24 protein-coding genes are annotated in these 24,702 nt (G+C 45.4%); 9 read left to right on the top strand and 15 right to left on the bottom strand.

The window, feature by feature from the left end; all coding sequences use genetic code 11:
• The 8 genes from ACHKAR_RS17380 to ACHKAR_RS17345 all read left to right on the top strand — a co-directional run bounded on the left by ACHKAR_RS17380 (position 1) and on the right by ACHKAR_RS17345 (position 7,952).
• The gene (locus ACHKAR_RS17380) at positions 1-639 is read left to right on the top strand and encodes a CBS domain-containing protein (protein WP_159582725.1); all 639 of its coding nucleotides are present in this window, start codon (positions 1-3) and stop codon (positions 637-639) included.
• 5 nt (positions 640-644) lie between these two features.
• Positions 645-1,520 carry an NAD kinase gene (locus ACHKAR_RS17375; protein ID WP_395418697.1) on the top strand — a complete coding sequence of 292 codons (876 nt, stop codon included), beginning with the start codon at positions 645-647 and terminating at the stop codon, positions 1,518-1,520.
• A 69-nt stretch (positions 1,521-1,589) separates the two neighbouring features.
• A complete protein-coding gene (locus ACHKAR_RS17370) occupies positions 1,590-2,675 on the top strand; it encodes a DUF6089 family protein (RefSeq protein WP_395418696.1) in 1,086 nt (361 codons plus the stop codon).
• Positions 2,676-2,678: 3 nt separating this feature from the next.
• A complete protein-coding gene (gene porG / locus ACHKAR_RS17365) occupies positions 2,679-3,386 on the top strand; it encodes a type IX secretion system protein PorG (protein WP_395418695.1) in 708 nt (235 codons plus the stop codon).
• An 82-nt stretch (positions 3,387-3,468) separates the two neighbouring features.
• Positions 3,469-4,209, top strand: a complete 741-nt coding sequence (locus ACHKAR_RS17360; protein WP_395418694.1) for an isoprenyl transferase — start codon at positions 3,469-3,471, stop codon at positions 4,207-4,209.
• Complete coding sequence (locus ACHKAR_RS17355) at positions 4,209-6,851, top strand: BamA/OMP85 family outer membrane protein (RefSeq protein WP_159582730.1); 2,643 nt, start codon at positions 4,209-4,211, stop codon at positions 6,849-6,851. The genes ACHKAR_RS17360 and ACHKAR_RS17355 overlap by 1 nt, the downstream gene beginning before the upstream one ends.
• 4 nt (positions 6,852-6,855) lie before the next feature.
• A complete protein-coding gene (locus tag ACHKAR_RS17350; protein ID WP_159582731.1) occupies positions 6,856-7,392 on the top strand; it encodes an OmpH family outer membrane protein in 537 nt (178 codons plus the stop codon).
• Positions 7,393-7,409: 17 nt separating this feature from the next.
• Positions 7,410-7,952 (top strand): OmpH family outer membrane protein, encoded by a 543-nt coding sequence (locus ACHKAR_RS17345; protein WP_159582732.1) that lies wholly within the window; start codon positions 7,410-7,412, stop codon positions 7,950-7,952.
• Positions 7,953-8,093: 141 nt separating this feature from the next.
• On the opposite strand, the gene chrA is transcribed toward ACHKAR_RS17345, so the two are convergent.
• The 6 genes from chrA to ACHKAR_RS17315 are packed head-to-tail and all read right to left on the bottom strand — an operon-like array spanning position 8,094 to position 14,016.
• Positions 8,094-9,275 (bottom strand): chromate efflux transporter, encoded by a 1,182-nt coding sequence (chrA, locus tag ACHKAR_RS17340; RefSeq protein WP_395418693.1) that lies wholly within the window; start codon positions 9,273-9,275, stop codon positions 8,094-8,096.
• The gene (locus ACHKAR_RS17335; protein WP_395418692.1) at positions 9,275-10,237 is read right to left on the bottom strand and encodes an isopenicillin N synthase family dioxygenase; all 963 of its coding nucleotides are present in this window, start codon (positions 10,235-10,237) and stop codon (positions 9,275-9,277) included. Before ACHKAR_RS17335 ends, chrA begins: the two co-directional genes overlap by 1 nt.
• A 41-nt stretch (positions 10,238-10,278) precedes the next feature.
• Positions 10,279-10,968, bottom strand: coding sequence for a DNA repair protein RecO (recO, locus tag ACHKAR_RS17330; RefSeq protein WP_159582735.1), 690 nt, complete (start codon positions 10,966-10,968; stop codon positions 10,279-10,281).
• Positions 10,968-13,130, bottom strand: coding sequence for a type IX secretion system anionic LPS delivery protein PorZ (porZ, locus tag ACHKAR_RS17325; RefSeq protein ID WP_395418690.1), 2,163 nt, complete (start codon positions 13,128-13,130; stop codon positions 10,968-10,970). The genes recO and porZ overlap by 1 nt, the downstream gene beginning before the upstream one ends.
• On the bottom strand, positions 13,102-13,695 hold the full coding sequence (locus ACHKAR_RS17320) for a thymidine kinase (protein WP_159582737.1): 594 nt from the start codon (positions 13,693-13,695) through the stop codon (positions 13,102-13,104). Before ACHKAR_RS17320 ends, porZ begins: the two co-directional genes overlap by 29 nt.
• Positions 13,696-14,016 (bottom strand): 2Fe-2S iron-sulfur cluster-binding protein, encoded by a 321-nt coding sequence (locus tag ACHKAR_RS17315; RefSeq protein WP_395418689.1) that lies wholly within the window; start codon positions 14,014-14,016, stop codon positions 13,696-13,698.
• Positions 14,017-14,033: 17 nt separating this feature from the next.
• Here ACHKAR_RS17315 and ACHKAR_RS17310 point away from each other — a divergent pair, with 17 nt between their 5' ends.
• The gene (locus tag ACHKAR_RS17310) at positions 14,034-15,377 is read left to right on the top strand and encodes a hypothetical protein (RefSeq protein WP_395418687.1); all 1,344 of its coding nucleotides are present in this window, start codon (positions 14,034-14,036) and stop codon (positions 15,375-15,377) included.
• 6 nt (positions 15,378-15,383) lie between these two features.
• On the opposite strand, the gene rodA is transcribed toward ACHKAR_RS17310, so the two are convergent.
• The 9 genes from rodA to ACHKAR_RS17265 form a co-directional block, all read right to left on the bottom strand.
• Positions 15,384-16,652, bottom strand: a complete 1,269-nt coding sequence (rodA, locus tag ACHKAR_RS17305; RefSeq protein WP_395418686.1) for a rod shape-determining protein RodA — start codon at positions 16,650-16,652, stop codon at positions 15,384-15,386.
• Complete coding sequence (locus ACHKAR_RS17300; RefSeq protein WP_395418684.1) at positions 16,649-18,490, bottom strand: penicillin-binding transpeptidase domain-containing protein; 1,842 nt, start codon at positions 18,488-18,490, stop codon at positions 16,649-16,651. Before ACHKAR_RS17300 ends, rodA begins: the two co-directional genes overlap by 4 nt.
• A complete protein-coding gene (locus ACHKAR_RS17295; RefSeq protein WP_395418683.1) occupies positions 18,487-19,002 on the bottom strand; it encodes a hypothetical protein in 516 nt (171 codons plus the stop codon). Before ACHKAR_RS17295 ends, ACHKAR_RS17300 begins: the two co-directional genes overlap by 4 nt.
• Positions 18,999-19,814: a rod shape-determining protein MreC gene (gene mreC, locus ACHKAR_RS17290; protein ID WP_395418682.1), complete on the bottom strand. Its 816-nt coding sequence runs from the start codon at positions 19,812-19,814 to the stop codon at positions 18,999-19,001. Before mreC ends, ACHKAR_RS17295 begins: the two co-directional genes overlap by 4 nt.
• A 7-nt stretch (positions 19,815-19,821) precedes the next feature.
• A complete protein-coding gene (locus ACHKAR_RS17285; RefSeq protein WP_159582744.1) occupies positions 19,822-20,850 on the bottom strand; it encodes a rod shape-determining protein in 1,029 nt (342 codons plus the stop codon).
• 62 nt (positions 20,851-20,912) lie between these two features.
• A complete protein-coding gene (gene purH, locus ACHKAR_RS17280; RefSeq protein ID WP_395418680.1) occupies positions 20,913-22,439 on the bottom strand; it encodes a bifunctional phosphoribosylaminoimidazolecarboxamide formyltransferase/IMP cyclohydrolase in 1,527 nt (508 codons plus the stop codon).
• A gap of 34 nt (positions 22,440-22,473) precedes the next feature.
• Complete coding sequence (purN, locus tag ACHKAR_RS17275; RefSeq protein WP_395418678.1) at positions 22,474-23,055, bottom strand: phosphoribosylglycinamide formyltransferase; 582 nt, start codon at positions 23,053-23,055, stop codon at positions 22,474-22,476.
• Positions 23,046-23,921: a geranylgeranylglycerol-phosphate geranylgeranyltransferase gene (locus ACHKAR_RS17270; RefSeq protein ID WP_395418677.1), complete on the bottom strand. Its 876-nt coding sequence runs from the start codon at positions 23,919-23,921 to the stop codon at positions 23,046-23,048. The genes purN and ACHKAR_RS17270 overlap by 10 nt, the downstream gene beginning before the upstream one ends.
• Entirely contained in the window at positions 23,918-24,697 is a 780-nt protein-coding gene (locus ACHKAR_RS17265; protein WP_395418676.1) for a Rossmann-like and DUF2520 domain-containing protein, read from the bottom strand. Before ACHKAR_RS17265 ends, ACHKAR_RS17270 begins: the two co-directional genes overlap by 4 nt.
• Between the last annotated feature and the right edge of the window lie 5 nt (positions 24,698-24,702).

The following is a 24,702-nucleotide window of genomic DNA, read 5'->3' as shown; positions in this document are numbered from 1 at the left end:
ATGATTCCACCACTGAAGCCTCAGGATGAGATATCCAAGGCCAAGCAGTGGATGGATGAGTTGCGCTTATCAGAGTTGCCAGTGGTGGAAGGTGGTCTTTTTCTCGGATTGATTGATGAGGAGCTGCTGCTCAATGATGAATTGAGGTATCCGGCAGTGGGAGATTACCCCCTGGTAGGCCAGCAGTGTATGGTTCATGCTGGAAATCACTATTATGACGTACTCAAAACTTCAGGGTTGGAGGGCTTCAGGATAGTGGCGGTGATCGATGAGCTCAATCAGTACCTTGGAGTGGTGTCAATAGAAGATGTGGTGGAGGCCTTCGCTCAAAACTCCTCAGTGAATACCCCCGGTGCCATTCTCGGCTTGCGTCTGAAGTTGCATGATTACTCCCTTGCGGAGATTAGCCGAATCATAGAATCTAACGAAGCGAAGATTCTGAGCAGTTACCTCAGCCCGCACTCCATAGAACCAGGAGAGCTCAACCTCACCCTCAAAATCAATAAAGAAGAAATTACCCATATTGTGGCTTCATTAGAGCAACACGGATTTTTCGTGGAAAATTCATACAATATGCGAGACTCCAGCTACGAGGAGAAAGAGCGCATTGATATTTTGATGAAGTACCTAAAAATATAGATGGCATGAGGAAAATTGCCATCCACGGACGCAGGATATCCCCGGATTCTGCCAGTTACGTTCGCGATATAGTAAAGATCATCGAGTCAAATGGGCGAAAAATATTCGTTAGCCCGGAAATGTCTGCTATATCTGAGTCTAAGGAAATTTTCAAGAACTATCCTCATTATGTTCCTGGCAAGGATATGGAAACGTTCGAGGCTGTTTTCAGTTTGGGTGGTGACGGAACTTTGCTTGATACACTGACTCATGTAGGGTCTTCCCAACTTCCCATACTGGGTATTAACCTGGGGAGACTCGGATTTCTGGCTGTTATTTCACGAGAAAATATTCGGGATGCACTCACCGCTTATTTCGCTGGTCAGTTTACCTATGAGGATCGCTCCCTTCTGGCTTTGGAAACCGACGTGCCATTGTTCAACGGAAAGAATTACGCGCTGAATGAATTTGCGATCTTAAGAAAGGATACTTCATCCATGATTGTGGTTAAATGCTATTTGGATGGAGAATTTCTCAATACCTATTGGGCCGATGGGCTGATGATTGCCACACCAACGGGCTCTACGGGGTATTCTCTCAGCTGTGGTGGTCCGGTCATCATGCCCAACACCAGCAATTTCATCATTACACCCGTCAGTCCTCACAACTTGAACGTGAGACCTCTGATTATTTCCGAAGACAGTGAGCTGATCTTTCGGGTAGAGTCCAGCAACCAGTCCTATCAGGTTTCGCTCGATTCCCGGTCTGAGTCCATAGAAGATCAAATAGAATTCAGGATCAAAAAGGCACCATTTACCTCCCGGTTAATTAAGGTTGAGGGGAGTTCTTTTCTGGATACTTTGAGAAATAAGTTAACCTGGGGCTTGGATAAGAGAAATTAACTTAATATTTCTAGATGTAATCCGCTTGGAATATTATCTTTAAATTTGGGTTCTCTTACTAAAAGACTAATGAAAGGCAAAATTTTACTATCTCTCGGCTTAGTTCTCCTGTTTCTGTTTTCGACAATAGACGCTGAGGCGCAAAGGAGAAACAAATACCGCAAGAGGAAAAACAAGAATAAATCCATCTCCAGATACCATGGTGGAGCAGTTGGGGGAAAATTCCGACCATACAGTTTCCTTTCTGGTAATGTCAATGCGCTGAACTATTACGGAGATCTTGCTCCAGTGAATAAGGCAGCCAGCACTGATATCTCGTTTACTCAGCCTGGTTTCGGAGTGAACGTAGGGTATAAGTTTTCACCTTATGCTTCGGTAAGAGCAGGCTTTAACTATGGAAGACTCAAGGGAGATGACATCTCATCGGATCCGGCTGAGACACAGGCTTACCCTAGATATTTGCGAAACCTGAGTTTCCGGAATGACATTAAGGAGTTTCATATGGGCTTCGAGATTTTCCTGCTTCCGAACTACGGCGGTCCAAATATAAGACCACCTTTTAATGTATATCTTTTCGTAGGTGGAGCAGTCTTTCATCATGAGCCTAAGGGTCTGGTTCCTGATATGGATTATACCACAGGAGGCACTGAAGTGGCTCCCAGTGCAGGTGAGTGGGTGAAATTGAGAAAATTGGGCACGGAAGGACAATTCCTGGATGGAAGTGACGTTAAGAAATACAGTCCGTTCCAGCTTTCAATCCCGTTGGCTATAGGAGCCACTTTCAGGCTGCCTGGCCCATTTGATGTGGGACTAGAGTTAGGGTACAGGTATTTGTTTACAGATTATGTTGATGATGTGAGTACGAATTACGTTCCTTTTGATCAATTTGATGACCCTCTTGCCAGAATCATGTCTGATAGAAGTGCCGAGCCTGTAGCAGCATGGAGCGGTATTGATAGGAGTGGAGTTAAGATTGCTAGTAGCACCATGTCTGATGGGGTTGAGTACTATTCATCGGTTGACTTAGGTGGCGGAAGGGATGATACAGGTGAGGGAATAAGAGGTAACTCCAAAGATAACGACATGATGTTTATGACTACTTTGAAACTTATCTGGATCGTTGGTAAGACTGGCTCATCAGCAAAATTCAGATAGCCCTTGGGTAAGTACAAACTCATTTTTCTTTTTTTACTACCTCTCACGCTTTCAGCTCAGTTTGTCGAGTTTGGAGGAGGTTTGGGAGTTAGCCACTATACAGGTGATTTGAATGGTGTGCCCAGATTGGATCATACCAATCTGGCTGGATCGGGAATCTATCGCCTCAATTTTTCGGATATAATAAGCTTCAAATTTGCCTTTACAGCCGGGAGTATCTCAGGGGATGACAGGAAGCCTGTTGATGCCCTGGGAGAGAATCGCCAATATCAATTTAAGCACAATTTTCTGGAGTTAAGTGGGGTGTTTGAGTACCATTTCATGAGCTACCGATCAGAAAAGTATAAAAACAAGTGGTCTCCTTATGCTTTTTTTGGATTGGGGTTTGTCAAGCTTAACAATACGGCCACAGCTTATGAGGACTATCTACGTATCCAACCCGTGCTCCCGATGGGTGGAGGAGTGAAGTTCCTTTTGAGTAAGAGATTTACGCTGGCAGGTGAACTCGGAGCCCGCAAGACCTTTTTCGACTACCTCGATGGAATATCAGATGGGGATCAGAGTATCAAAAACTATCAATATGGTAATCCCAATGATAAGGATTGGTATTTCTATACCGGGATCAGTCTGACTTATGTGCTTTACAAAATCCCTTGCCCTTTCCCCTACATCCCAAACAAATCTATCCTTAACCGCATACGGGCCTATTAAGCGTTAAAAAATGTTTAATCATTCATCGTTAGTAAAAAAAACCACAACTTTGTGGTCTTTCGCATTTTAGCCTAATCAGGGGATGAAGGAGCAAATTAATCAGGGCAATTTACCTCAGCATATTGCCGTTATCATGGATGGAAATGGGCGATGGGCAAAACAGCAAGGTGCGGCCAGAATTTTCGGTCACAAAAATGCCATCAAAGCGGTTCGGGAGGCTACTGAGGGTTGTGCAGAGCTGGGAGTGAGTTGCCTCACACTTTATGCCTTCAGTACAGAGAATTGGTCGCGTCCAAAGCAGGAAGTGCAAGGACTTATGACCTTGCTGGTGGCTACCATCAATGATGAGGTTCCAACATTGATGAAGAATAATGTGAGCCTTCATTCGATTGGAGATATTTCTCAATTACCCGAAAAGGCACAGAAAAAGCTACAGGAGGCCATTGACAAGACCTCCAAAAATGATGGATTGAAACTCATTTTGGCACTTAATTATAGTGGGAAGTGGGACCTGACCCATGCCATGCAAGCATTGGCTTTGGAGGTAGAAAAAGGAGTGTTGAGAGCGGATGCGGTGGATCATGAACAGATAGAAAAACATCTTTCTACGTACGGCTTTCCGGATCCGGAATTGTTGATACGTACAAGTGGTGAAATGAGAATAAGCAATTTCTTACTTTGGCAAATGGCCTATACAGAATTATTTTTTACTCCCGTCCTCTGGCCGGATTTCAGAAAAGAACACCTTCATGAGGCCATAGTGTCTTATCAGAAAAGAGAAAGGCGTTTTGGAAAGATAAGTGAACAGGTCAACCTCGGATAATGCAAAAATATTTACTAATACTAGCAGTTTTAATATCGTATGGTGTAGATGGCCAGATTCGTTTTGGTCAGAAAAGTAGCCCTGCGAGTGATGGAGTGGCCATCAATTACTCCAGTCCGAGGGAATACGAAATAGCTGATATCCGGGTTCAGGGTGTTCAGTTTTTGGATAACAACGCCTTAATCTCGCTATCCGGTCTTCGCGTGGGAGATAAAATCAAGATTCCCGGGGATGAAATATCTGCAGCGATCAAGAAACTGTGGAAGCAAGGGATCATCGGAAATGTGTCTATTGAAGCAGAAAAGATAGAGGGAGACAAAATCTGGTTGATCATTACACTCAGTGAACGACCCAGGCTCACCAAATATGAGTTTAAGGGAGCAAACAAAAGTCAGATTGCTGAACTCAAGGATAAGGTAGATCTGGTAAGGGGAAAGATCCTGACCGATGTGGTGATCAAAAACACAGAACTCTCGGTAAAGCGGTATTTCGAAGGTAAGGGGTATCTGAATGCAGAGGTGAAAATCAAACAGCAAAAAGATACGCTACTGGCTAACAGTGTCAATATTGTGATCATTGTGGAGAAAAACCAAAAGGTCAAGGTCAAGAATATAAATTTTTACGGGGACGATAATTTCACCGCGGCGAAGCTCCGAAGTAAGCTGAAAAACACGGGTGAAAAGCCAAGAATTGGACTTCCAGTAGATCTGATTGAAAAGACCCTGATGGTTTTGAAGCCCAAAAATCTCTTCTATTTTCTAACCCACAAAAAGGAAACGAGTACTCGCGAACTCAAGGAATATTTGGGAGAACAGGTAAATGTGAATGTGTTTAAGTCTGCTAAGTTTGTCCGAAGTGAATTTGAGGAGGATAAGAAAGGACTGATTACTTTTTACAACTCCAAAGGGTATCGTGATGCAGAAATTGTAACCGATTCGGTATACAGCATAGACCGAAAGTATTTGAATGTGGACATCAACATCAACCCGGGAAACAAGTACCGGTTTAGGGATATCATCTGGTCTGGCAATTACATCTACGATGACGCTTTCCTTGATAGGGTTTTGGGCATCGAAAAAGGTGACGTTTATGACCTGGAGTTGGTTAATAAAAAACTGAATTATAATCCTACCGGCGCTGACATAAGCTCCCTGTACATGGATGATGGCTATCTCTTTTTCAGAGTGAATCCTGTAGAAGTAAGTGTGAGTCAGGACTCCATTGATCTGGAAATGAGGCTGTATGAAGGACCGCAGGCCACCATCAATGAGGTCACCATCAGCGGAAATGATAAAACCAATGATCATGTGGTGCTACGGGAGATCAGGACTTTGCCTGGTGAGAAGTTTAGCCGATCTGAACTCATTCGTACCCAAAGGGAATTGTCACAGCTTGGGTATTTCGATCCAGAGCAGGTAAATCCTGTACCCAAGCCTAATCCTGCGGATGAAACCGTGGATATCGAATGGCAATTGGTGGAGAGACCCAATGACCAGGTGGAGCTATCTGGAGGATGGGGTGGAACCTTCGGTTTTGTAGGTACCCTTGGTTTATCTTTCAACAACTTCTCGGTGAAGAACATCCCGCACCTGGATAAGTGGCGTCCACTCCCTATGGGAGATGGACAGAAGCTGTCGGTAAGGATGCAGGCCAATGGAAGAAGATATCAGAGTTATTCCATGAGCTTTAATGAGCCTTGGCTTGGCGGGCGCAAGCCCAACAACTTTGGGGTGAACTTTAGCCACTCTGCTCAACGATCTCTGAATTTGAGTAATGAGACCATTGGAAAACTCCAGGTGTCAGGTGCTACAGTATCCCTTGGTAGAAGGGTCACCTGGCCGGATGATTACTTCACTGTGAGCAATTCTTTCTCCTACCAGAAATATACATTGCAGGGTTCTTTGACTTCTTTTTACGGCTTTTCCGGAGATTCACACAGTTTGACCTTTAACAACACCCTGGCGAGAAACTCAGTCGACAATCCTATGTATCCAAGAACCGGATCGTCGCTTTCGCTCAGTGCTTCTTTTACGCCACCCTATTCGCTATGGAGCAAGCTGGACTATGAGAATGCTTCCTCGCAAGACCTTTATAACCTTCTGGAGTATCACAAATGGAACCTCGATTTCAAGTATTATTTAAAGTTGGCAGGGAATTTGGTTCTAGCTCCACGTGCACACTTCGGTATGCTGGGTTCTTATACGGATAAAGTTGGGGTGGGACCTTTTGAAAGGTTCCAATTAGGTGGAGATGGTTTGACAGGTCAGAATTTCCTTTTGGGTACAGACGTGATAGGTTTGAGGGGCTATGAGAATAATGTAATCACGCCTACGGATGCTAACGGGACCAAAGGAGGAACGATGTTTACCAAGTTTGTCATGGAGCTTCGATATCCGATATCACTTAACCCATCGGCTACCATCTATGTGCTTACGTTCTTTGAAGGGGGTAACAACTGGAATAATTTGGATAATTTCAATCCTTATAACCTGTACAGATCAGCCGGGCTTGGTGTAAGAATCTTCATGCCTGCGTTTGGGTTACTGGGTCTGGATTGGGGATATGGGTTGGATCCGGCACCGGGTTCTCTGGAGGTGAGTGGTCCACAATTCCACTTCTCTATCGGACAACAAATCAGATAAAACTATGAAGAAAAGCGCCCTGTTAGTGTTCTGCCTGTTTTTGTTCGCAATAAGTAATACTTTTGCCCAGAAATTTGGGTATGTGGATACCGAATACGTGCTGAGCAGAATGCCTGAGTACAAGGAGGCTCAGGCGGAGATCGAAAAGCTGGCCAGGGGATGGGAGACGGAGATTCAGGGCATGTACAAAAAGGTAGAGGAGATGGAGGCTGCATTGCAGGCCGAGGAGGTACTATTGACGGCTGAGATGAGTGCTGAGCGCCGCCAGGAAATAGATCGGGAGTGGAAAGAGGTAAAGGAATATCAGAAGCAAATTTTTGGATTTGACGGCCTTTATTTTCTAAAAAAGAAGGAATTAGTAAAGCCTGTACAAGATCAGGTGTTTGAAGCAGTGGAACGTGTCGCAAAAAACAATAGATTGCAGATCGTTTTTGACAAGTCGGGTGACTTAGTCATGATTTATACTGACCCAATTCATGACTATACTGATTATGTATTGGAAGAATTGGGTCTGGGTGAAAACCAGGAAAGTAGTAATTAGGAAATAACAATTTTATTATGAAAGCAAAAATTTTAAGTGTAATTGTGGTGTTGATGGCATGTGCGGCACAGGTGTCGGCGCAGGAAAATCTCAAGATTGGCTACACCAATGCAGACTATGTTCTCAGCCTGTTGCCTGAGGCTAAGCAAATCGACGCTGAGCTGAAAGCATATGAGAAGCAATTGCAGAATCAGATACAAGCCAAATACAACAACCTGCAAACCAAGATGAGCGATTATCAGGCGAATGCAGCTACCTGGGACGACCTGATCCGCACGGATAAAGAAGAGGAAATCCAGAGCCTGCAGCAGAGCATTCAGAAGTTTTCTCAGGATGCCGAGACTTCCATGGGCAACAAACGTAACCAGTTGCTGAAGCCGGTTTATGAGAAAATTGGCAATGCCATAGAGCAAATAGCTATCGAGAATGGCTATACGCACATTTTTAGTGCTGGAGCTCCAGGATTTGACGTGCTGTTGTACGCCAGAGAGCAGGATGATGTATCGAATATCATTTTGAAGAAATTGGGAATCACCCCTCCTGCAGTGGAAGGAAAGTAATTCCTTTTAAGAAATTAATGGATTAAAAAAGCCCGGTTTTCCGGGCTTTTTTTGTTTTACGACTTCACGGGGAAGGGTTTATCCCAGATCACTATGTCCCCCGCTTTTCCCTATCCGGCAACCGAGCAATAATGCAGAGCCCTATTTCAGAATAATCCCCGTAATCAGGCCCACCAGGATAATCACAGGGGTAGGCACCTTGGTGAAGAACATCAGGCACATTGTTCCTAGCATTAGGGAGTAGTTGAGGGTGGTGGGGGCAATGGGCTCAAACAGGAAAAAAGCCGCAGCGATCACCATTCCGGAGCTCACAGCGTTGATGCCCTCGAGCGAGGCTTTGACCATTCGATATTTTTTCAAATCCTCCCAAAACCTACTCACAAAGAAGATGAAGAAGGTGCCGGGCAAGAATACTCCGGCAGCTGCCATCACGCCACCCATTATTTGCTGCGGAATATCCGTATTGTGCATACTCACGGCCCCCACATAGGCACTGAATGAAAATACAGGCCCGGGGAGCGCTTGCACAAATCCGTAACCAGAAAGAAACTCCTCTGAGGTGAGCCAGCCTTTGAATTCGACAAACTCCGTGTAAAGCAGCGGTACCAGCACCTGGCCTCCCCCAAAAATCAGGCTTCCATTTCTATAAAAATTTTCAAATAGCCTGATGGGAAGATACTGCGTCACTCCACCAAGCACCGCAGCGAAGACCAGTACAGAGATCCATAGAATAAAGTTGGACCAATTGATTTTGATGGTTGATTTCTCTTCTAGTGGCTGTTGTTTGAATTTGAAGGCTGTAATGGATCCACCTATCAGCAGCATGATAGGAAAGGCCCATGGTGTTCTGAATATATAGGAAGCCATGGTGGAAATAATCATCAGGAAAAAGCCCGTACGCGAACTCACCACGCTACTGGAGATTCTATAGGCTGAGTATGCCACGATACCCACGGCAATAGGCTGTATGAACTTAAGAAATGACAGTGAGATGTCCATATCCTGAAAGACATTCACCATAATACCCATACAAATCATGATGGTGAGTGCTGGCAGGGCCCAAATGAGCAGCGTGAGGTAGGCCAGGCTTGGTCCACCGATTTTAAATCCAATGGCGGTAATGGTTTGTGTGGAAGTCGGGCCGGGCAGTATCTGACAGAGGGCGTAAAGCTCCATCAGGTCGGTCTCCGACAGGTAACCACGTTTGGTTACCATCATGTCCAGAATCAATGCCAGATGCGCTGTAGGACCACCAAATGAGGTAACACTAAGGATCAGGACATCCCTTAGAAATATGAGGTATCTGACCCTTCTGACCGACATTAGGATTTCAATCCGATTTCTCTCAATCTTTCATCCAAAAATTCTCCGGCGGTAACATCTTCATATTGCTTGGGGTGATCAGCATCCACGCAGCTGTCCAGACTGGTAAGGTCCATGGAAGAAATGGGGTGCATGAAAAAGGGAATAGAAAAACGAGAAGTTCCCATTTTTTCTCTTGGTGGGTTCACCACTCGGTGGATGGTTGATTTTAATTTATGGTTGGTGAGCCTGTCCAGCATATCCCCTACATTCACCACGATCTGATCCGGCAGAGCCGTAATCGGAATCCATGTGCCATCTCTCCTGAGTACCTGGAGTCCGTCAGCACTCGCCCCCATGAGCAGCGTGATCAGGTTGATGTCTCCATGTTCGGCGGCTCGCACTGCATCTGCGGGTATTTCATCGGGGTTTTCTATTGGGAAGTAATGAATCTGTCTGAGAATACTGTTTCCCTGGCGGACTTTATCATCAAAATACAGCTCGTCCAATCCCAGGTGTAGGGCGATGGCTCTGAGCATTTGAATGCCCGCTTCCTGCAGGGTCTTGAAAGCTTCCAATGTCAGGGCCTCAAACTCCGGAACCTCTGCGGGCCAGATATTTTCAGGGTATTCATCCAACTTATTCTCCGTGGGCTGCCCCACATGGTAAAACTCCTTTAGGTCACCGGTATTTCTGCCTTTGGCTTTTTCTCTGCCTTTGCTGATATAGCCACGCTGACCAGCCAGTTCTTTCTTTTCATACCTCAGCTTCACTTCATCCGGCAGCATGAAGAACTTCTGTACAGAGTCATAAAGTTGTTTGGTGAGATCATCTGAGAGGCCGTGGTTCTTGATGGCCACAAATCCAATGTTTTGATAAGCATGTCCCAGATCGTTAACAAACTTACTTTTGGTAGCAGCATCCCCTGAGGTGAAATCTGCAAGATCTAGTGAGGGGACTTCACTGTAGAGAGTGTTGTTCATAGAAATATTGGATTAGCTCAAAAATAAAATCATTTGTACAATTATCTGAACACTTGGTGCAACACTTTTAAAGATTTGATCTCACCAAGCTGTGTGGTATGGTGCTCATAATAATTCAAAATAAGTTCCAGGGCTTTGAACCGCAAAGCACCTGATCCATGCACAGGCTCAGTGTAATCCGAACTAATGATGCTTGATATAAAGGTAATAAGATTATGATCTTCCTCGATCATTTCCAGCTCCATACTATGAATGAGGGCCGTGCCATCCTCCACATCCAGGCCAACAAATGGCAACATTTTAAGTAAGAAGTGAAGGTGAAAATTTTCGATTTCTGATTGGAGGCTGTCGAATGTAATTATGGCATTGGATAGAAAGGCGAACAGTCTTTCGTGTGATTCGCCCTGCTCATGGGTGAGTAGTTTGCTCAGAATTTCCGATAGGAAAAGTACAATGGTTCCCTTGCGAATGTCTTGCTGAATATGGTGAGCCGTGGCGTAATACTTGTATTCTGAAAGCCTCTGAATCGATCGGTTGGGTTTGATGTAAGCGACCAGCTCCAGTAGAGAAAAGGCCTGAAAGTAGCCGATACTGCGCTTCGACCTGGGGCTTCTGATGCCATTGACCATGAAGGACATGAGTCCGTACTGTTCAGTAAAAATCTGAACGATGATGCTGGACTCCTGATACTTCAGGTATTTGATTACAATACCCCTGGTTTTTGTGACCATTAGTTTATCACGGCTATTTTGCCAATGTGTGTTTCTGAACCATCCTGAGAGGCGTTGAAAAGGATATAAATCCCGGACCTTACTCTTTGACCATTGTAGTCCAGCAAATCCCAGGAGGCGGTGCCGCCTTTAGCCGCTACCTCACGGATAAGCTTACCGTTGACATCTGTGATTTTCACCGAGGCATCACGCACCAGTCCGGTTATGCCCACCATTCCTTCATATCCCGGCCGTACCGGGTTGGGGAAGACAGAGACGGACCGATTGGTGATTCCACCTGCCGATGACCCGCTTCTGTAGGAAACGAGTCCTTTTTCTGTAAGGATGAACATCTCACCGTTTTTTGAATTGTAGGCCATCTTTAATATTATGTTGGAAGGAAGGGGTGAATTATCCGAGGTGAAATGGGCCTCGAGTTGACTCAAACTGTTATCAAAAATCCAAAGACCTTCTCTGGTGCTCATCCAGATTCTATTGCCCCCATCTACCGCAACGGCCGTCACGCTTTCATCTTCAAAGACCTCTTTATTATCATAAATAGGGATAATGGCATTAATGTCGTCAAAAATGAATGATGCTTCTGTGAAAATCGCTGGCCCGCCCACAGTGGCTATCCAGGTTTCATCGCTCAGGTCAATAGCCACACCGTTGATCTGATTGGAGGGGATCTTATCAGCAGTGGTCAGCTCCCTAAAATCCTGATTGTTCAGGTTTAGAGCAATAAATCCTCCACCATCGTTAATGCCTCTGGTGATCCAGAGAACCCCCCTTTGGGAGAGGGATACGGCCAGGGGAAAGGAAGTGCCTATAAAGGAGAGGCTATATGGGTTGAGTTGACCCGCTTCATCCAGGGTGTAAAGGGGCTCTCCACTTTCGTAGGAGGGGATATAGAGCAGGTCTGATGAAGTGGTGAGTTGAGGGATGAGTGGGTCGTAACCTTCCAGGTTTTTGGAGAGGCCAGTCACCAGGGAACCTTCGGTTTGATTATAAAGACCATATCCGGTTGAGGAGAAGTAGTGGTTATTTTCAAAGAAAGCCACGTCTGTGATGTTATAAAATCCATCAATTGTCTCAGTGCCCCAGGAGGTATTATCAAAAAGGCTATAGCCCAGTGAGTCGGTTTGCCCATAATAGTCTTCAGGATGAGGACCATAAAAGGCATAGCAATGCTGATCTGTGTACCTGATTTGGGTGATATGATCACTCAAAGGGCCATTGGGGATAATGGACTGCCCGGCAGGATCAATAAGCCCAGAGCGGAGATCACCAATCCAAAAGCCATCAGATGGCAGGAATGTATTGGCCTGAAGGGGAGCAATAGACTTTAGCGCAGCAGGGCCAGCGCTGTGATATTGATGAATATTGGAGGAAGTCAACAGATAGAGAAATTCATGATTAGCTTTTATGTCTATTATCGATTCATCGCTCGCCCAGCTGGCATCTATCCATTGATTGCCCACTCGTTGAGCAATGAGCGTGTCGTTTTTGATGACAAACACGTTTTCACTGGTGGCCGCCAGGTGGCTGAAGCTGGCACTATCTGCTTCCAGTATCCAGCTGGTGTAAGTAGAAAGATTACTCTGAAGGGAGGCACTCAAAAGCCCTGCATTGGTAAGGGCGAATAGTCGTTCCCCAAATACCAACATTTCGGTGACTGTGACATCCGTCGCATTGGGGCCAAAGGAGCGATGATTGTCTACTATTTCGCGTCTTTCCAGAGAAACGACAATAATCCCGAAGCTGGTACCCACATAAGCCAGTTTCCCATGCGTGATAATCTGGTGGATTTTTTTGCTCCCCACCAGGGTGGCGTTCTTTATGTCCCGAATGGTTGTCACCTTCCCATCGTGATGCAGATCCACCAACCCCGACTCATAGCCGATCACCAGTGTCTTGAAGTCTTCGCTATAGCTGAGAGAAGTGATCCCTGCATCTGAGAGCCCATCGGTTTTTGAAAGGGTATTGATGGCCCCTGTTGCCAGGTCTATATAAAAAAGCCCGTTCTCTACTGCACAAAAGATTTTTCCATTGCCCTCCTCCAGTATCCGTGCATTGTTGTAGCTGAAGTGAGTTCTCCACGTATCGATGGGGATGTTCTGAGCAAAACAAAAGGTCAGTGCGACTGACCAGAAACTAACGAGGCTTGTGATCCATTTTTTCATAAAAACACTTTCTGCATAAGGCCTCATAAACATCTTTTTCACCTAGAACGACGGTTTGCTTGGATTTAGTCCGTCGGTAGGAGTAAGAAGCGATATTTCCGCATTCCATACAGATGGCGTGTACTTTGGTGATGTATTCTGCGGTGGCCATCAGTTGGTCCATGGGGGAAAATGGCTTCCCCATAAAATCCATGTCGAGTCCGGCTATGATCACTCTTTTTCCCTGATTGGCCAGTTCATTGGAAACCGAAATAATTTCATCGTCGAAGAACTGTGCTTCATCAATACCTACTACATCACAGTGTCCTGCACGCAGGAGGATGTCATGAGCGAAATTGACTGGTGTGGAGTGAATGGCGTTTTCATTATGAGACACCACCTTTTTTTTGGAGTACCGCTTGTCGATGGTAGGCTTGAAAATCTCTACATTTTGCTGGGCGATCAGTACCCGGTTGAGCCTACGGATGAGTTCTTCGGTTTTTCCTGAAAACATGGATCCGCAAATCACTTCTACCCAGCCAGCCTTGCTGATGGACCTGCCGCCAATATTGGGTTCTACAAACATCTATTCAGAATAATCAATGTGTGGAAGTTTATATGTACCAGGTGCCTTTACGGTCACATTTCCATGCACCTCTGCCTGACATGCCAGACGGTCACCTTCTTTTAATCTCCCTAAGTTAATAAATCTCCTTTCAGCCTCCGTATACCCACTCAGGGCATCTTGTCCCGCCAGAATCTCCGTGGTGCAGGTGGTGCACTTCCCTTTTTTGCCACAGGCATGCATCCAGTCTGTTTCCGTCAGTAAAATATCCAGAAGTTTTTCCGTTTTAGAGTTGCAATGAATAGTTTTACTATTGAGGTTTTTTATTGTGACTTCAGGCATTTCAATCTTCCATTCTTATGCAAAGGAAACTAAACGATGAGTTTATAAAGGAATATAGTGAAGAGTTTTCCGAAAAAATCGCCTCTGATTTTTTTCAGCAAAAAGAGAAAATTTCTGGTAAGCAAATACTCAGCCTGACTCCTTCCAAGCAGGTTAATTTTTTTGTATTAAAAATCCTCTTTCGCAAGTGGCAAGAGGAGATGAAGCGGCTTGAGAGCCCGTTTTTTAATTATAAGAATACGGAAGTAAGAAAAGCCATGGTTCAGTTTATGAACACCCTGTCTCAGCACATAGAGATGGGTAAGGAGCACCTGGTGGGCATGTTGGAGGAAGCTGTGGCTGATACGCTGCTGATTGCAGCAGACCCGGGGAGCTACCTCATCATGGAGTTTGACGCCCTGGATGTGCCTCAGGTGAATGAGAAACTCACCAAACCTATCCTCAAATACCTTAGGCTACATAAAGAGGAGGTTCAATCTTTCTTCGAAGAAAATAACGAGGTGTCTCTGGATGAGTTTCTGGACAATGCCGAGGCCCACTTTGACGAACTGGATACTGCGGAGGTAGTAGCTCATGAGTTGGAACTCCTGTCAAGGGTAGTGCTATTGTCAGAAGAGGAGCTCTTCATGGATGAAGACTCTTTCGAGAGCCATGAGGAAAGCGAGGAGGAGATTCCCGAAATGGAGGATGATTTGATGGAAGAGGAGCCTGATGAAGAGGAGGATGTGGAGTTTTACTCAGACGAAGAGGCATATGAAGATGAAGAATTGGAGCGTGAAGTCATTGAAGAGCCGGAAGCGAACGAAGAGGAAGATGAGGAGCTGAGTTTTGAAGCGGCTGAGGAGGAAGAGGAGGCATCATCTGATGAAGTGGAAGCAACCACGGAGGTAGAGGAAGAGCCATTACACGAAGAGGAGGTAGAATCTGATGAAGAGGTACCTGAAGAAGATACCAAAGAAGAGGCCGAGCGTGCATCTGCTGCGGAGGATTGGCCGGAAGAAACTCCCGATGAGGAAATTGCCCCTGAAGAATCTGTAAACGAACAATTTTCAGAGGCCGGAGAAACGATCAATGACACCTTTAGCAAGAAAAGTAATACCCTTGCTGATCAGCTGGAGCAAAAGAAGGTACAAACGATCATGGAAGCGATCTCCGTGAATCATCGATACATGTTTACCAAGGAGCTGTTTGATGGGAGCCGCGAGGCTTTCACGGAGGCCATTGCCGCCATTGAGGCCTGTGAATCTTTTGATGATGCCGTGGAATTGCTGGTGCAAACTTATGCCAAGGAGCGTGCCTGGGACATGAACAGTGAAGAGGTCAAGGAACTCCTGAAAGTAGTCTTTAGAAAATTCAGATAAGATTTATCACCACCGCTGAAGTACCTGCATCCTGTGGGCGTCCAATTTCAGAAAAGAAAAGAGCAGGATTGAAAATCCCCAAAGGGATGAACCGCCATAGCTGAAAAAGGGTAGCGGAATACCGATGACCGGAAACAGCCCAATCGTCATGGCTATATTCACTGCAAAGTGGAAGAAAAGGATAGAGGCCACGCCGTAACCATAGATACGAGCAAAGGAGGATTTTTGTCGTTCGGCCAGATAGATGAGGCGTACGAACAGTGTGCTGAACAATGCCACCAACAAAAAACTACCGATCCAGCCCTGCTCTTCACCGATGGTGCAGAAAATGAAATCTGTGGTTTGCTCTGGCACAAAGTCAAACTTTGTCTGTGTACCCTCCAAATAACCTTTTCCGGTGAGGCCTCCAGATCCGATGGCAATTTTAGATTGGGTCACATTCCAACCTACTCCCAGGGGATCAGCATTGGGATTGATCAGAGACATCACACGCTTTTGCTGATGTGGTTTGAGTACATCAGTCAGTATGAAGTCCACACTTCGGATAAATCCCGCTGTGAGAAGTCCTGCAATAAGCACAATGGCAATTTTAGGCGGAGACTTGGCCACCAGACCCAGCGCCAGCAATGTGACCACCACTATCCCGATGAGCAATACCGTTTGACTGACCAGCAGGGTGAGAAGAAAAAGAATGATAACACCCAATCCGAGGATAAGTATGAGCGGGTGCATTCCTTCTCTGAACATGACCAAAATGAGACTTCCGAACACCATGGCACTTCCCAGGTCACCTTGTAATATGATGAGGATCATGGGTAACCCAATGAAAAGAAATCCAATACTTTGGACCTTCAGGTCTGAAGATTTACGTGTGGACTTGCTCAGGTACTTGGCCAGACCAAGCGCCGCAGCAAACTTGGTGAATTCAGCCGGCTGGAATTTGAACGCGCCTAGCTCAAACCAGGATTTGGACCCGGCCACTTCCTTACCAAAGATCAGGACGACGATCAGCAGGAAGATCAGAATTCCATAAATAATGTAAGCGAAGGAGTCATAAAAGCGAAAATCCAGCAGCATGATCAATGCGATGAGCAGAAAAGAGGAGCCTATCCAGATCAGCTGCTTTCCCGAACTCATGCTGAAGTTGAGTATGCCATTGTTCACGTCCGGGTCGTAGTCCGCCGCATAGATGTTGAGCCACCCGCCGAATACCAGGATCAGGTAAATCAGTATTACCTGCCAATCGAGCTTATTGATGAGTTGATCGTTTCTCATTGGTTAAGCTTGGCCATGTTCATTTCTTTCAATGTCTTTTTCTGCTTTTCATCCAGGAAGTCTCCCTTCAGAACAAACTCCTCTACCCACGGTCTGGAGATTTCTCCTTTGATGTATTTTTCTATCACCAGACTGGCTGTGCTACCTGCGGCACGTCCACCCCAGCCGGCATTTTCCACATAGACTGCTATGGCGATCTGCGGATTGTCCTTTGGAGCAAATCCCATAAAGCCGGAGTGGTCCATTCCATGGGGGTTTTCTACCGTACTGGTTTTGCCACATATGGGCAAATCAGGGATGTACGCGCGTCTGCCAGAACCTTCCTCTATCACTTTTTCCATACCGTCTATCACCACTCCAAAATACTCAGGCTTAATATCAATGCTGTTTTTTTCAATTTTCAGGGCGGGTTCACCTTCCACTGATTTTACAATGTGGGGCGTATAATAGTATCCTTTATTGGCTAATATGGCTCCCAGATTAGCCATCTGTAGTGGCGTAACCAGCAGCTCACCCTGTCCGATGCTGAGGGAGTAGATATTACTGAATGCCCACCGGTTGGTGCCAATGTATCGGTCATAATATTGAATATTGGGGACCAACCCGGCTTGTTCATTGGGAATGTCCACGCCCAGTCTGCGGCCCAGTCCAAATTGATTGACATACCCGTTCCATTTTTCCAATCCTATTCGCGAATCAATAAACCTGCTTTCGTGCTCACCTTGTTCGATTACCCTCTTGAATACCTTGTAGAAGTAATTATTCGACGAATAGGTGATGGCTTTTACTACATCATAACTCCCGATGGGAGCGAGATCACCGATGAGGTTGCCTTCACAGTAGATCTGTTCTCTGGGCCTCAATACACCTTCCTCCATGGCGATGAGCGCCTGGAGGGTCTTAAACATTGATCCCGGAGGATACATGGCCTGCAAAGGCCGGTTGAAAAGTGGAGTAAGAGAGTCTTCTCTGATCTTCTGGAAATTTTTACCCAGATCCCGCCCACTGAGTAGCGCCGGGTCATAGGAAGGGGTGGAGACCATGGCCAGTATTTCACCGGTTCTCGGATCAATGGCTACTAAACCCGCCACTTTACCTTTCAGTAATTTTTCGGCATACTCCTGAAGTTCCGTATTGATGGTGAGGTGAATGCTCTTGCCAGGAATAGACACCGTATCGAAGGCTCCGTCCCTAAACTTTCCTTTCTCCACGCCCTGAACGTTGACAATCTTATACCTCAGTCCTCTTTTGCCCCTGAGCTTTTCTTCATATTGCTTTTCTACCCCGGAAATCCCAATGTAGTCACCGGACTTGTAGTAGTTGCTGGTGTCCCGGATAATCTGACTTCTGTTGATCTCACCCACATATCCCAGTGTATTAGAGAGCATGTCGTGCTGATAGCCCCTTACTGTTCGGGGTAGCACATAGAAGCCATCATAGGCGACCAATCGATCTTGTATTTTGGCGAAAAAATCATTGGGTATCTGCTCCATAAACTTGGATGCCAGAATAGAGGAATACTTTCGGGCCTTCTGATACCTGGACACGAAGGTCTGATGGTCAATTTCTAAAAGCTTTATTAAATCGGAGGAATCGCTCAGGTTCACTTCCTTGGGCACAATCATGAGGTCATACACAGGCGTGTTGTAAACCATCAGTTCGCCAAACCGATCGTACATCAACCCGCGGAAAGGGTAATCCACTATTTTCTGAACAATATTGTTCTCAGCAGCTAGCTTATACTCATCATCTATCACCTGTATCGAGAACAGGCGGATAGAAAAGATGAGCGCCACCAACAAAATAAAACCTTGTATGATGATTGCTCTGGTGTTCATATTCTTCTTGCTTTCGGGGCCATCAGGAAGCTGAGCCCAAATACAATGATGAAACTATACAGAGTGCTGTATAGTATTTTACTGAACAAAAATCCGAACGAATTAAATCCACCATTTTCTACTGTAAAAATGATGATGTGATGAATGAATATGAGGGGTAGGAGATATTTGATAGATCCCCAGACTTTCAATTCATTCCAGTCGAGGTAAACATCATCATCGGAGGTGCCCATCATGAGGTTAAACCAGCCATCCTTTACAAAAGCTACCAGAATGCATGCTGAGGCATGGATACCCGGGGTGTTGGAAAAGGCATCAATGATGAGGCCTGTCAGAAAGGCGATGACCATGGTCAGGCTCCTGTTCAAAGCATAAGGCAAAAACAGGATAAAACCGATGTAGAAAAAACCAAAAGCACTATTGAACAAAATAAGCTTATACAAAAAAGGTATCTGAATCACCAGAAAGACGATAAAATGCAAAACCTGCTGTTGTATGTTGACTCGGATCATTGCACCATTTGGGTTTCGGTTTCCAGACTATCCTGCTCAGCTTTCATTACATTTTGTACCAGGTACACATATTCCAGCGAGCTGAAATCCACTGCCAGATTGATCTTGGCTTCATAAAAAACGTCGTTGTCTTCCAACTGATACTCGCTGATGGTGCCGATTGGTATGTTTTCAGGGAATACCGCATTGAACCCCGACGTGACAATGGTGTCCCCAATATTGATGGGGATGTGCCTTGGGATGTATTTTAATGAAGCTTCCAACGGGCTGTTTCCATCCCACTGAACAGTACAGAGGGTGCGGGTGCGTTTTACCGAACTGGAAACCATCAGATTTCTATGAAGTAGTGAGGTGACCGTAGCAAAATTGCCGGATACAGACTTCACCTGACCAACAACTCCTTCCCCACCTATTACACCCATACCCGGTAGCACCTGATCTTTTGATCCTACATCCAGAGTGAGGTAATTCATAGATCGCTGGAATGTGTTGTTGATCACCTTGGCCTTGAACAGATTATATTTTCTGACCGAAGAATCTATTTCCACAAGTCCCAGACTCACATTGGCCAGTTGCTCACGCAGAAGCAAGTTTTCACGGATCAGTTGATCGTTGATCGTTTTTAGCTGGAAGTAATCTCCGGTGTTGCTGGTGAGGGTGTTGATGCCGGCTACCAGCCTGTTAGATGAGTTAAGGAATGCAGCATTTGGCTGATTGTTGTAACCGATAATCAGCCAGGCACATATCCCTTCCAATAGCAGAAATAACCCAAAGGTTCTAAACCGATAGAGGAAGTAGAGTAAATTTTGCATTCAGAAATTACGTCATTAAAACAGGCTTGAACTGGTTCAGGTTTTTTAGTGCCAGTCCGGTGCCTCTTACCACTGCTCTCAATGGATCCTCAGCGATATGTATTGGTAGTTTTGTTTTCATAGAGAGCCTCTTGTCAAGGCCCCTGAGCAATGCACCACCCCCTGTGAGGTAGATACCATTGTCGTAGATATCTGCAGAAAGCTCCGGCGGAGAGATCTCCAATGCTTTAAGTACAGCTTCTTCTATTTTGGAGACTGACTTGTCAATGGCAAAAGCGATTTCGGAGTAAGAAATCTTGATCACTTTTGGAATACCCGTCATCAAATCACGACCTCTGATCTCATAATCTTCCGGTCCGTCATCCAGTTCGGTAAGGGCTGATCCTACCTCAATTTTCACCCGCTCGGCGGTTCGCTCACCAATCAGCAGGTTGTGCTGACGTCTCATGTAGTCGAGAATGTCTTTGTTGAATGAGTCACCGGCCACACGAATGGACTGGTCACACACTATACCGCTCAAAGCAATAACAGCGATCTCTGTGGTACCTCCCCCGATATCCACGATCATGGAGCCTATAGGCTGCTCAATGTTGATGCCGATACCGATGGCAGCGGCTATTGGTTCATGGATCATGTAGACCTCCTTGGCTCCTGCATGCTCTGCAGAGTCACGTACCGCTCGTTTTTCCACTTCGGTGATTCCCGACGGTATGCAGATGACCATTCTGTGAGAAGAGGGCAACCATTTTTTGTTGCCATTGTCGATCATTTTGATCATTCCTCTGATCATGTGCTCTGCAGCATGGAAGTCGGCAATCACACCGTCTTTAAGAGGACGGATGGTCTTGATATTTTCGTGGGTTTTTTCATGCATCTGCATCGCCTCACGACCTATCGCTAAAACTTTATTGCTGTTTTTGTCGATGGCAATGATAGAAGGCTCATCCACCACAATTTTGTCCTTGCTAATGATTAAGGTATTGGCTGTGCCTAAGTCTATCGCTATGTCACTGTTGAAGAAATCAAAAAAACCCATGTTCTGCTCGCTGTATTATTGGTAGGGAAAGCTACGAATTTAATATGTATTGTACTGTTTTACTAATGTTTAAAATGACGGGTTCCTGTAAAGACCATAGACATGCCATTTTGATCACAATAGTCGATAGAAAGCTGGTCTTTCACTGAGCCTCCTGGCTGGATCACCGCTTTTATCCCTGCTTTATCGGCTATTTCCACGCAATCGGGAAATGGGAAGAAAGCATCTGAGGCCATGACAGCTCCCTGAAGATCAAAACCAAACTTCTGAGCCTTGGCAATGGCCTGCTCCAGGGCATCTACGCGCGAAGTTTGCCCTACACCACTGGCGTACAGTTGCCCGTCTTTTGCCAGAATGATGGTGTTGGATTTAGACTGTTTACAAATTTTTGAAGCAAACAAGAGGCTCTTTACGTCCTCAGTCGATGGAGCTACTTTGGTCACTACTTTCAAATGTTCCTCACTGTCAGTGATGTTGTCATAGTCTTGCACCAAGGTGCCGTTGAGCATGCTCTTATGGATCTTTTCCCTGTTCCAGCTTTTCTTCTGGACCAAAAGGATTCTGTTTTTCTTTTGTTGTAATACGGTGAGCGCCTCATCGCTGAATGCAGGGGCAATCAATATTTCAAAGAACAGGCTGTGCATCTCTTCGGCCGCTTCCTTGGTGATTTCCTGATTGCAAATGAGCACCCCGCCAAAGGCTGAAATGGTGTCAGCAGCAAACGCTTTTTGGTAAGCAGTTTTGACATCATTGCCAGTGGCTACGCCGCATGCATTGTTATGCTTCAGTATCGCAAAGGCTGTCTCTTCTTTGAATTCTCCAATGAGCTGTATGGCAGCCTCTATGTCCACAAGGTTGTTATAAGAGATTTCCTTGCCATGAATCTGATCAAAATAAGATTCAGACTCTTCGTAAAACACTCCCTGCTGGTGGGGGTTTTCACCATATCTAAGTACTTTTCCATTAGCGCCGCTTACCTTGAATGAAGGAACAGAATTATCTCTGTTCATGTAGGTAAAAATGGCAGAGTCGTAATGGGAGGAGGTGTCAAAGGCCCGGGTAGCAAACAGCTTTCTATCTGCCAGTTCGGTATTTCCGTTTTTGTTATTCAGAAGGTCCAGCAGATCTCCGTAGTAGTTACGAGAGCTTACAATCAGCACATCCTGAAAGTTTTTAGCTGCACCTCTGATGAGTGCAATGCCACCAATATCTATTTTTTCGATGATATCCTCTTCGCTGGCACCGCTGGCTACGGTTTCCTCAAAAGGATAGAGGTCCACGATTACCAGATCGATGGCCGGTATTTCAAATTGCTCTTTTTCTTTTTGATCCCCCTCGTGGTCTCTACGGTGCAGAATCCCTCCGAAGATTTTCGGATGTAAGGTTTTCACCCTGCCGCCAAAAATAGAAGGATACTCGGTGATATCTTCCACCGGTGTGACGGCCACATTCATGTCCTCAATGAATTTTTGAGTCCCTCCTGTGGAGTAGAGTTTTACCCCCAATTCGTCGAGTTTTTCAACGATTGGAGCCAATCCATCCTTGTAAAAAACTGAAATTAGTGCTGATTTGATCTTTACTTCGCTCATCTATCTGAAAATAAGCTGCAAAGCTAAAGATTTATCATGTTTTTAAGGTGCTATCCCTGATGTAATCCTCCACTATTTGCGGAAAATACTGATGTTCCAAAGCGTGGATTCTCGAAGCAAGGGCATCTGGTGTGTCTTCAGGAGAAATGTCACAACTCGCCTGAAAAAGTATGCGGCCATCATCATATTTCTCGTTGACCAGGTGGATGGTGATCCCTGAGGTTTTCTCTTTTTGAGCAATGACGGCTTCATGTACGTGACTTCCGTACATCCCCTTTCCTCCATATTTGGGTAAAAGCGACGGATGAATGTTGATGATTTTATTTTCAAAAGCCTGGATCAGGTAGTCTGGGATCTTCCAGAGGAAGCCCGCCAATACAATGTAATCAACCTCATGGCGCTCCAGTACTTTCAGAAAATCAGGTGTGATAAATTCTGTTTTGGAAAAGGTGATGGCCGGAATTCCTAATTTTTTGGCTCGTTCGAGTACGTATGCCTCGGGCTTATTGGACAGTATGACAGTGATATTGATTCCGTCTACCTGACTAAAATGTTTGACTAGCTGTTCGGCATTGGTGCCGCTTCCCGATGCAAAAATGGCAATGTTCAAATCCATGTTTTTATGAGTATCATACTCACTAACCCCGATAGGATAATGAGGTTGGTAAATTTAACCAGTGAATTGTATTCTTTCTGTCGATCTGCCATCACCAGCCGATAGATAAACCAGAGAAAAACGGGAACGAGTCCCAAAAAGTAATATCGGACCAACCAAATGTCTACGGTGATCAGAAAGGAGACCAGAAGACCAGCACTCCCCAGGCAGACCAGATAGATGAAGAGTTTGGCTCCCCGAATACCGAAGATCACGGGAATGCTTTGACAGCCAAAGGTGGCGTCTCCTTTCACATCTTCTATGTCTTTGAGCACTTCCCTTATCAGGATAATCGCCATGGCGAAAAGCGAATAGATGTAAACCAGTACTTCACTGCGCTGTAGGTATACGATCACCACAAGAAGTGTAAGTCCTGTCAGCATGGCGATGACTACATTGCCAATCAGCGTGATTCTGCGGAGGTAGTTGGAGTAGTACCAAAGGAAAAAGGAAGAAACAATATGAAGTACGCCTATTTTGATGTCCAGATAAAATCCCAGACCTATCCCACCTAGTGTCAGGAGAAAATGAGCTAGCATAGCCAGTCGCCTTCTAAATATGGTGCCCACCACCACTTTTTGTGGCCGGTTGATCATGTCTATTTTCTGATCGTAGTAGTCGTTGATGATATAACCGCCGGCTGCTATCATCATGGTGCTGACCACCATTGCAAAAAAACCTAGACCGGCAATTTGCTCATTTTTATAGGGGTAGTTGCTTACCAGAAAAAAGGCAGTGAGGTACTGAGTAGCTCCAATCACGATCAGGTTAGGAATGCGACTCGCAATTAGAAACCCTACAAAATCGTATCGGATCAGTCTTTTCATTTTTTGTTTAGTAAACCAATCTGCTCACTGATTATTGTGTAGATGGTTTTATAGTCCGGGTGACGCTCCAGCAAATTCAGGTGTTTTTGAATTACTTCTTCGTCGTGGCGTATAGCCGGTCCGGTTTGTGCCATTCTCGGATTTAATTCAATAGCTTTTTCTACGGTTTCCTGCATGAGATGGTTGAGGTCACTGAGCTGAAGGCCGGTGTCTTTCAAAATATCATCGGCTATGGTGTAAAGGTAATTGGTGAAGTTACTGGCAAAAACTGCTGCCAGATGGATTTTAAGTCTTTTTGCTGAATTTACCTGGTGGATGTCGTGTCCGAACAGGGTAGCCAGTTCAAGGATTTTGGATACGCTCTGCTCACTATTTCCCTCGATTAACAAGGGGATTTGCTCAAAATCTACGGGCTTGTTTTTGGTAAAAGTCTGAAACGGATAGAGCACACCACAGTGAGCCACTCCTTTCAATAAATCCAAAGGCTGAGCGCCAGATGTGTGGATGATCACGGTGTTTTTATGAAATCGGTAATGGTGGATGACCTCTTCAATGGCCTTATCCGGTACTGCCAGGAGCACAAAGTCAAATGGCGTTTCAGAGAAGTTTGTTTCTGAAGTATACGCTGAATTGAGGCTTAAAGTCTCGACCATCGAACGAGCCTTCTCAGCATCCCGTCCTATGACCATGCTGGCCTCATGGTTCACTTCTTTCAGCCTTCTGGCCAAATGATAACCCACATTTCCGGTTCCAAGAATTGCAATTTTAAACGGCATGACCA

The organism is Marinoscillum luteum, assembly GCF_044005705.1.
Lineage (GTDB): Bacteria > Bacteroidota > Bacteroidia > Cytophagales > Cyclobacteriaceae > Marinoscillum > Marinoscillum luteum.
The sequence above is the reverse complement of the archived record's forward strand: the minus strand, read 5'-3'. Positions and strand labels throughout refer to the sequence as shown.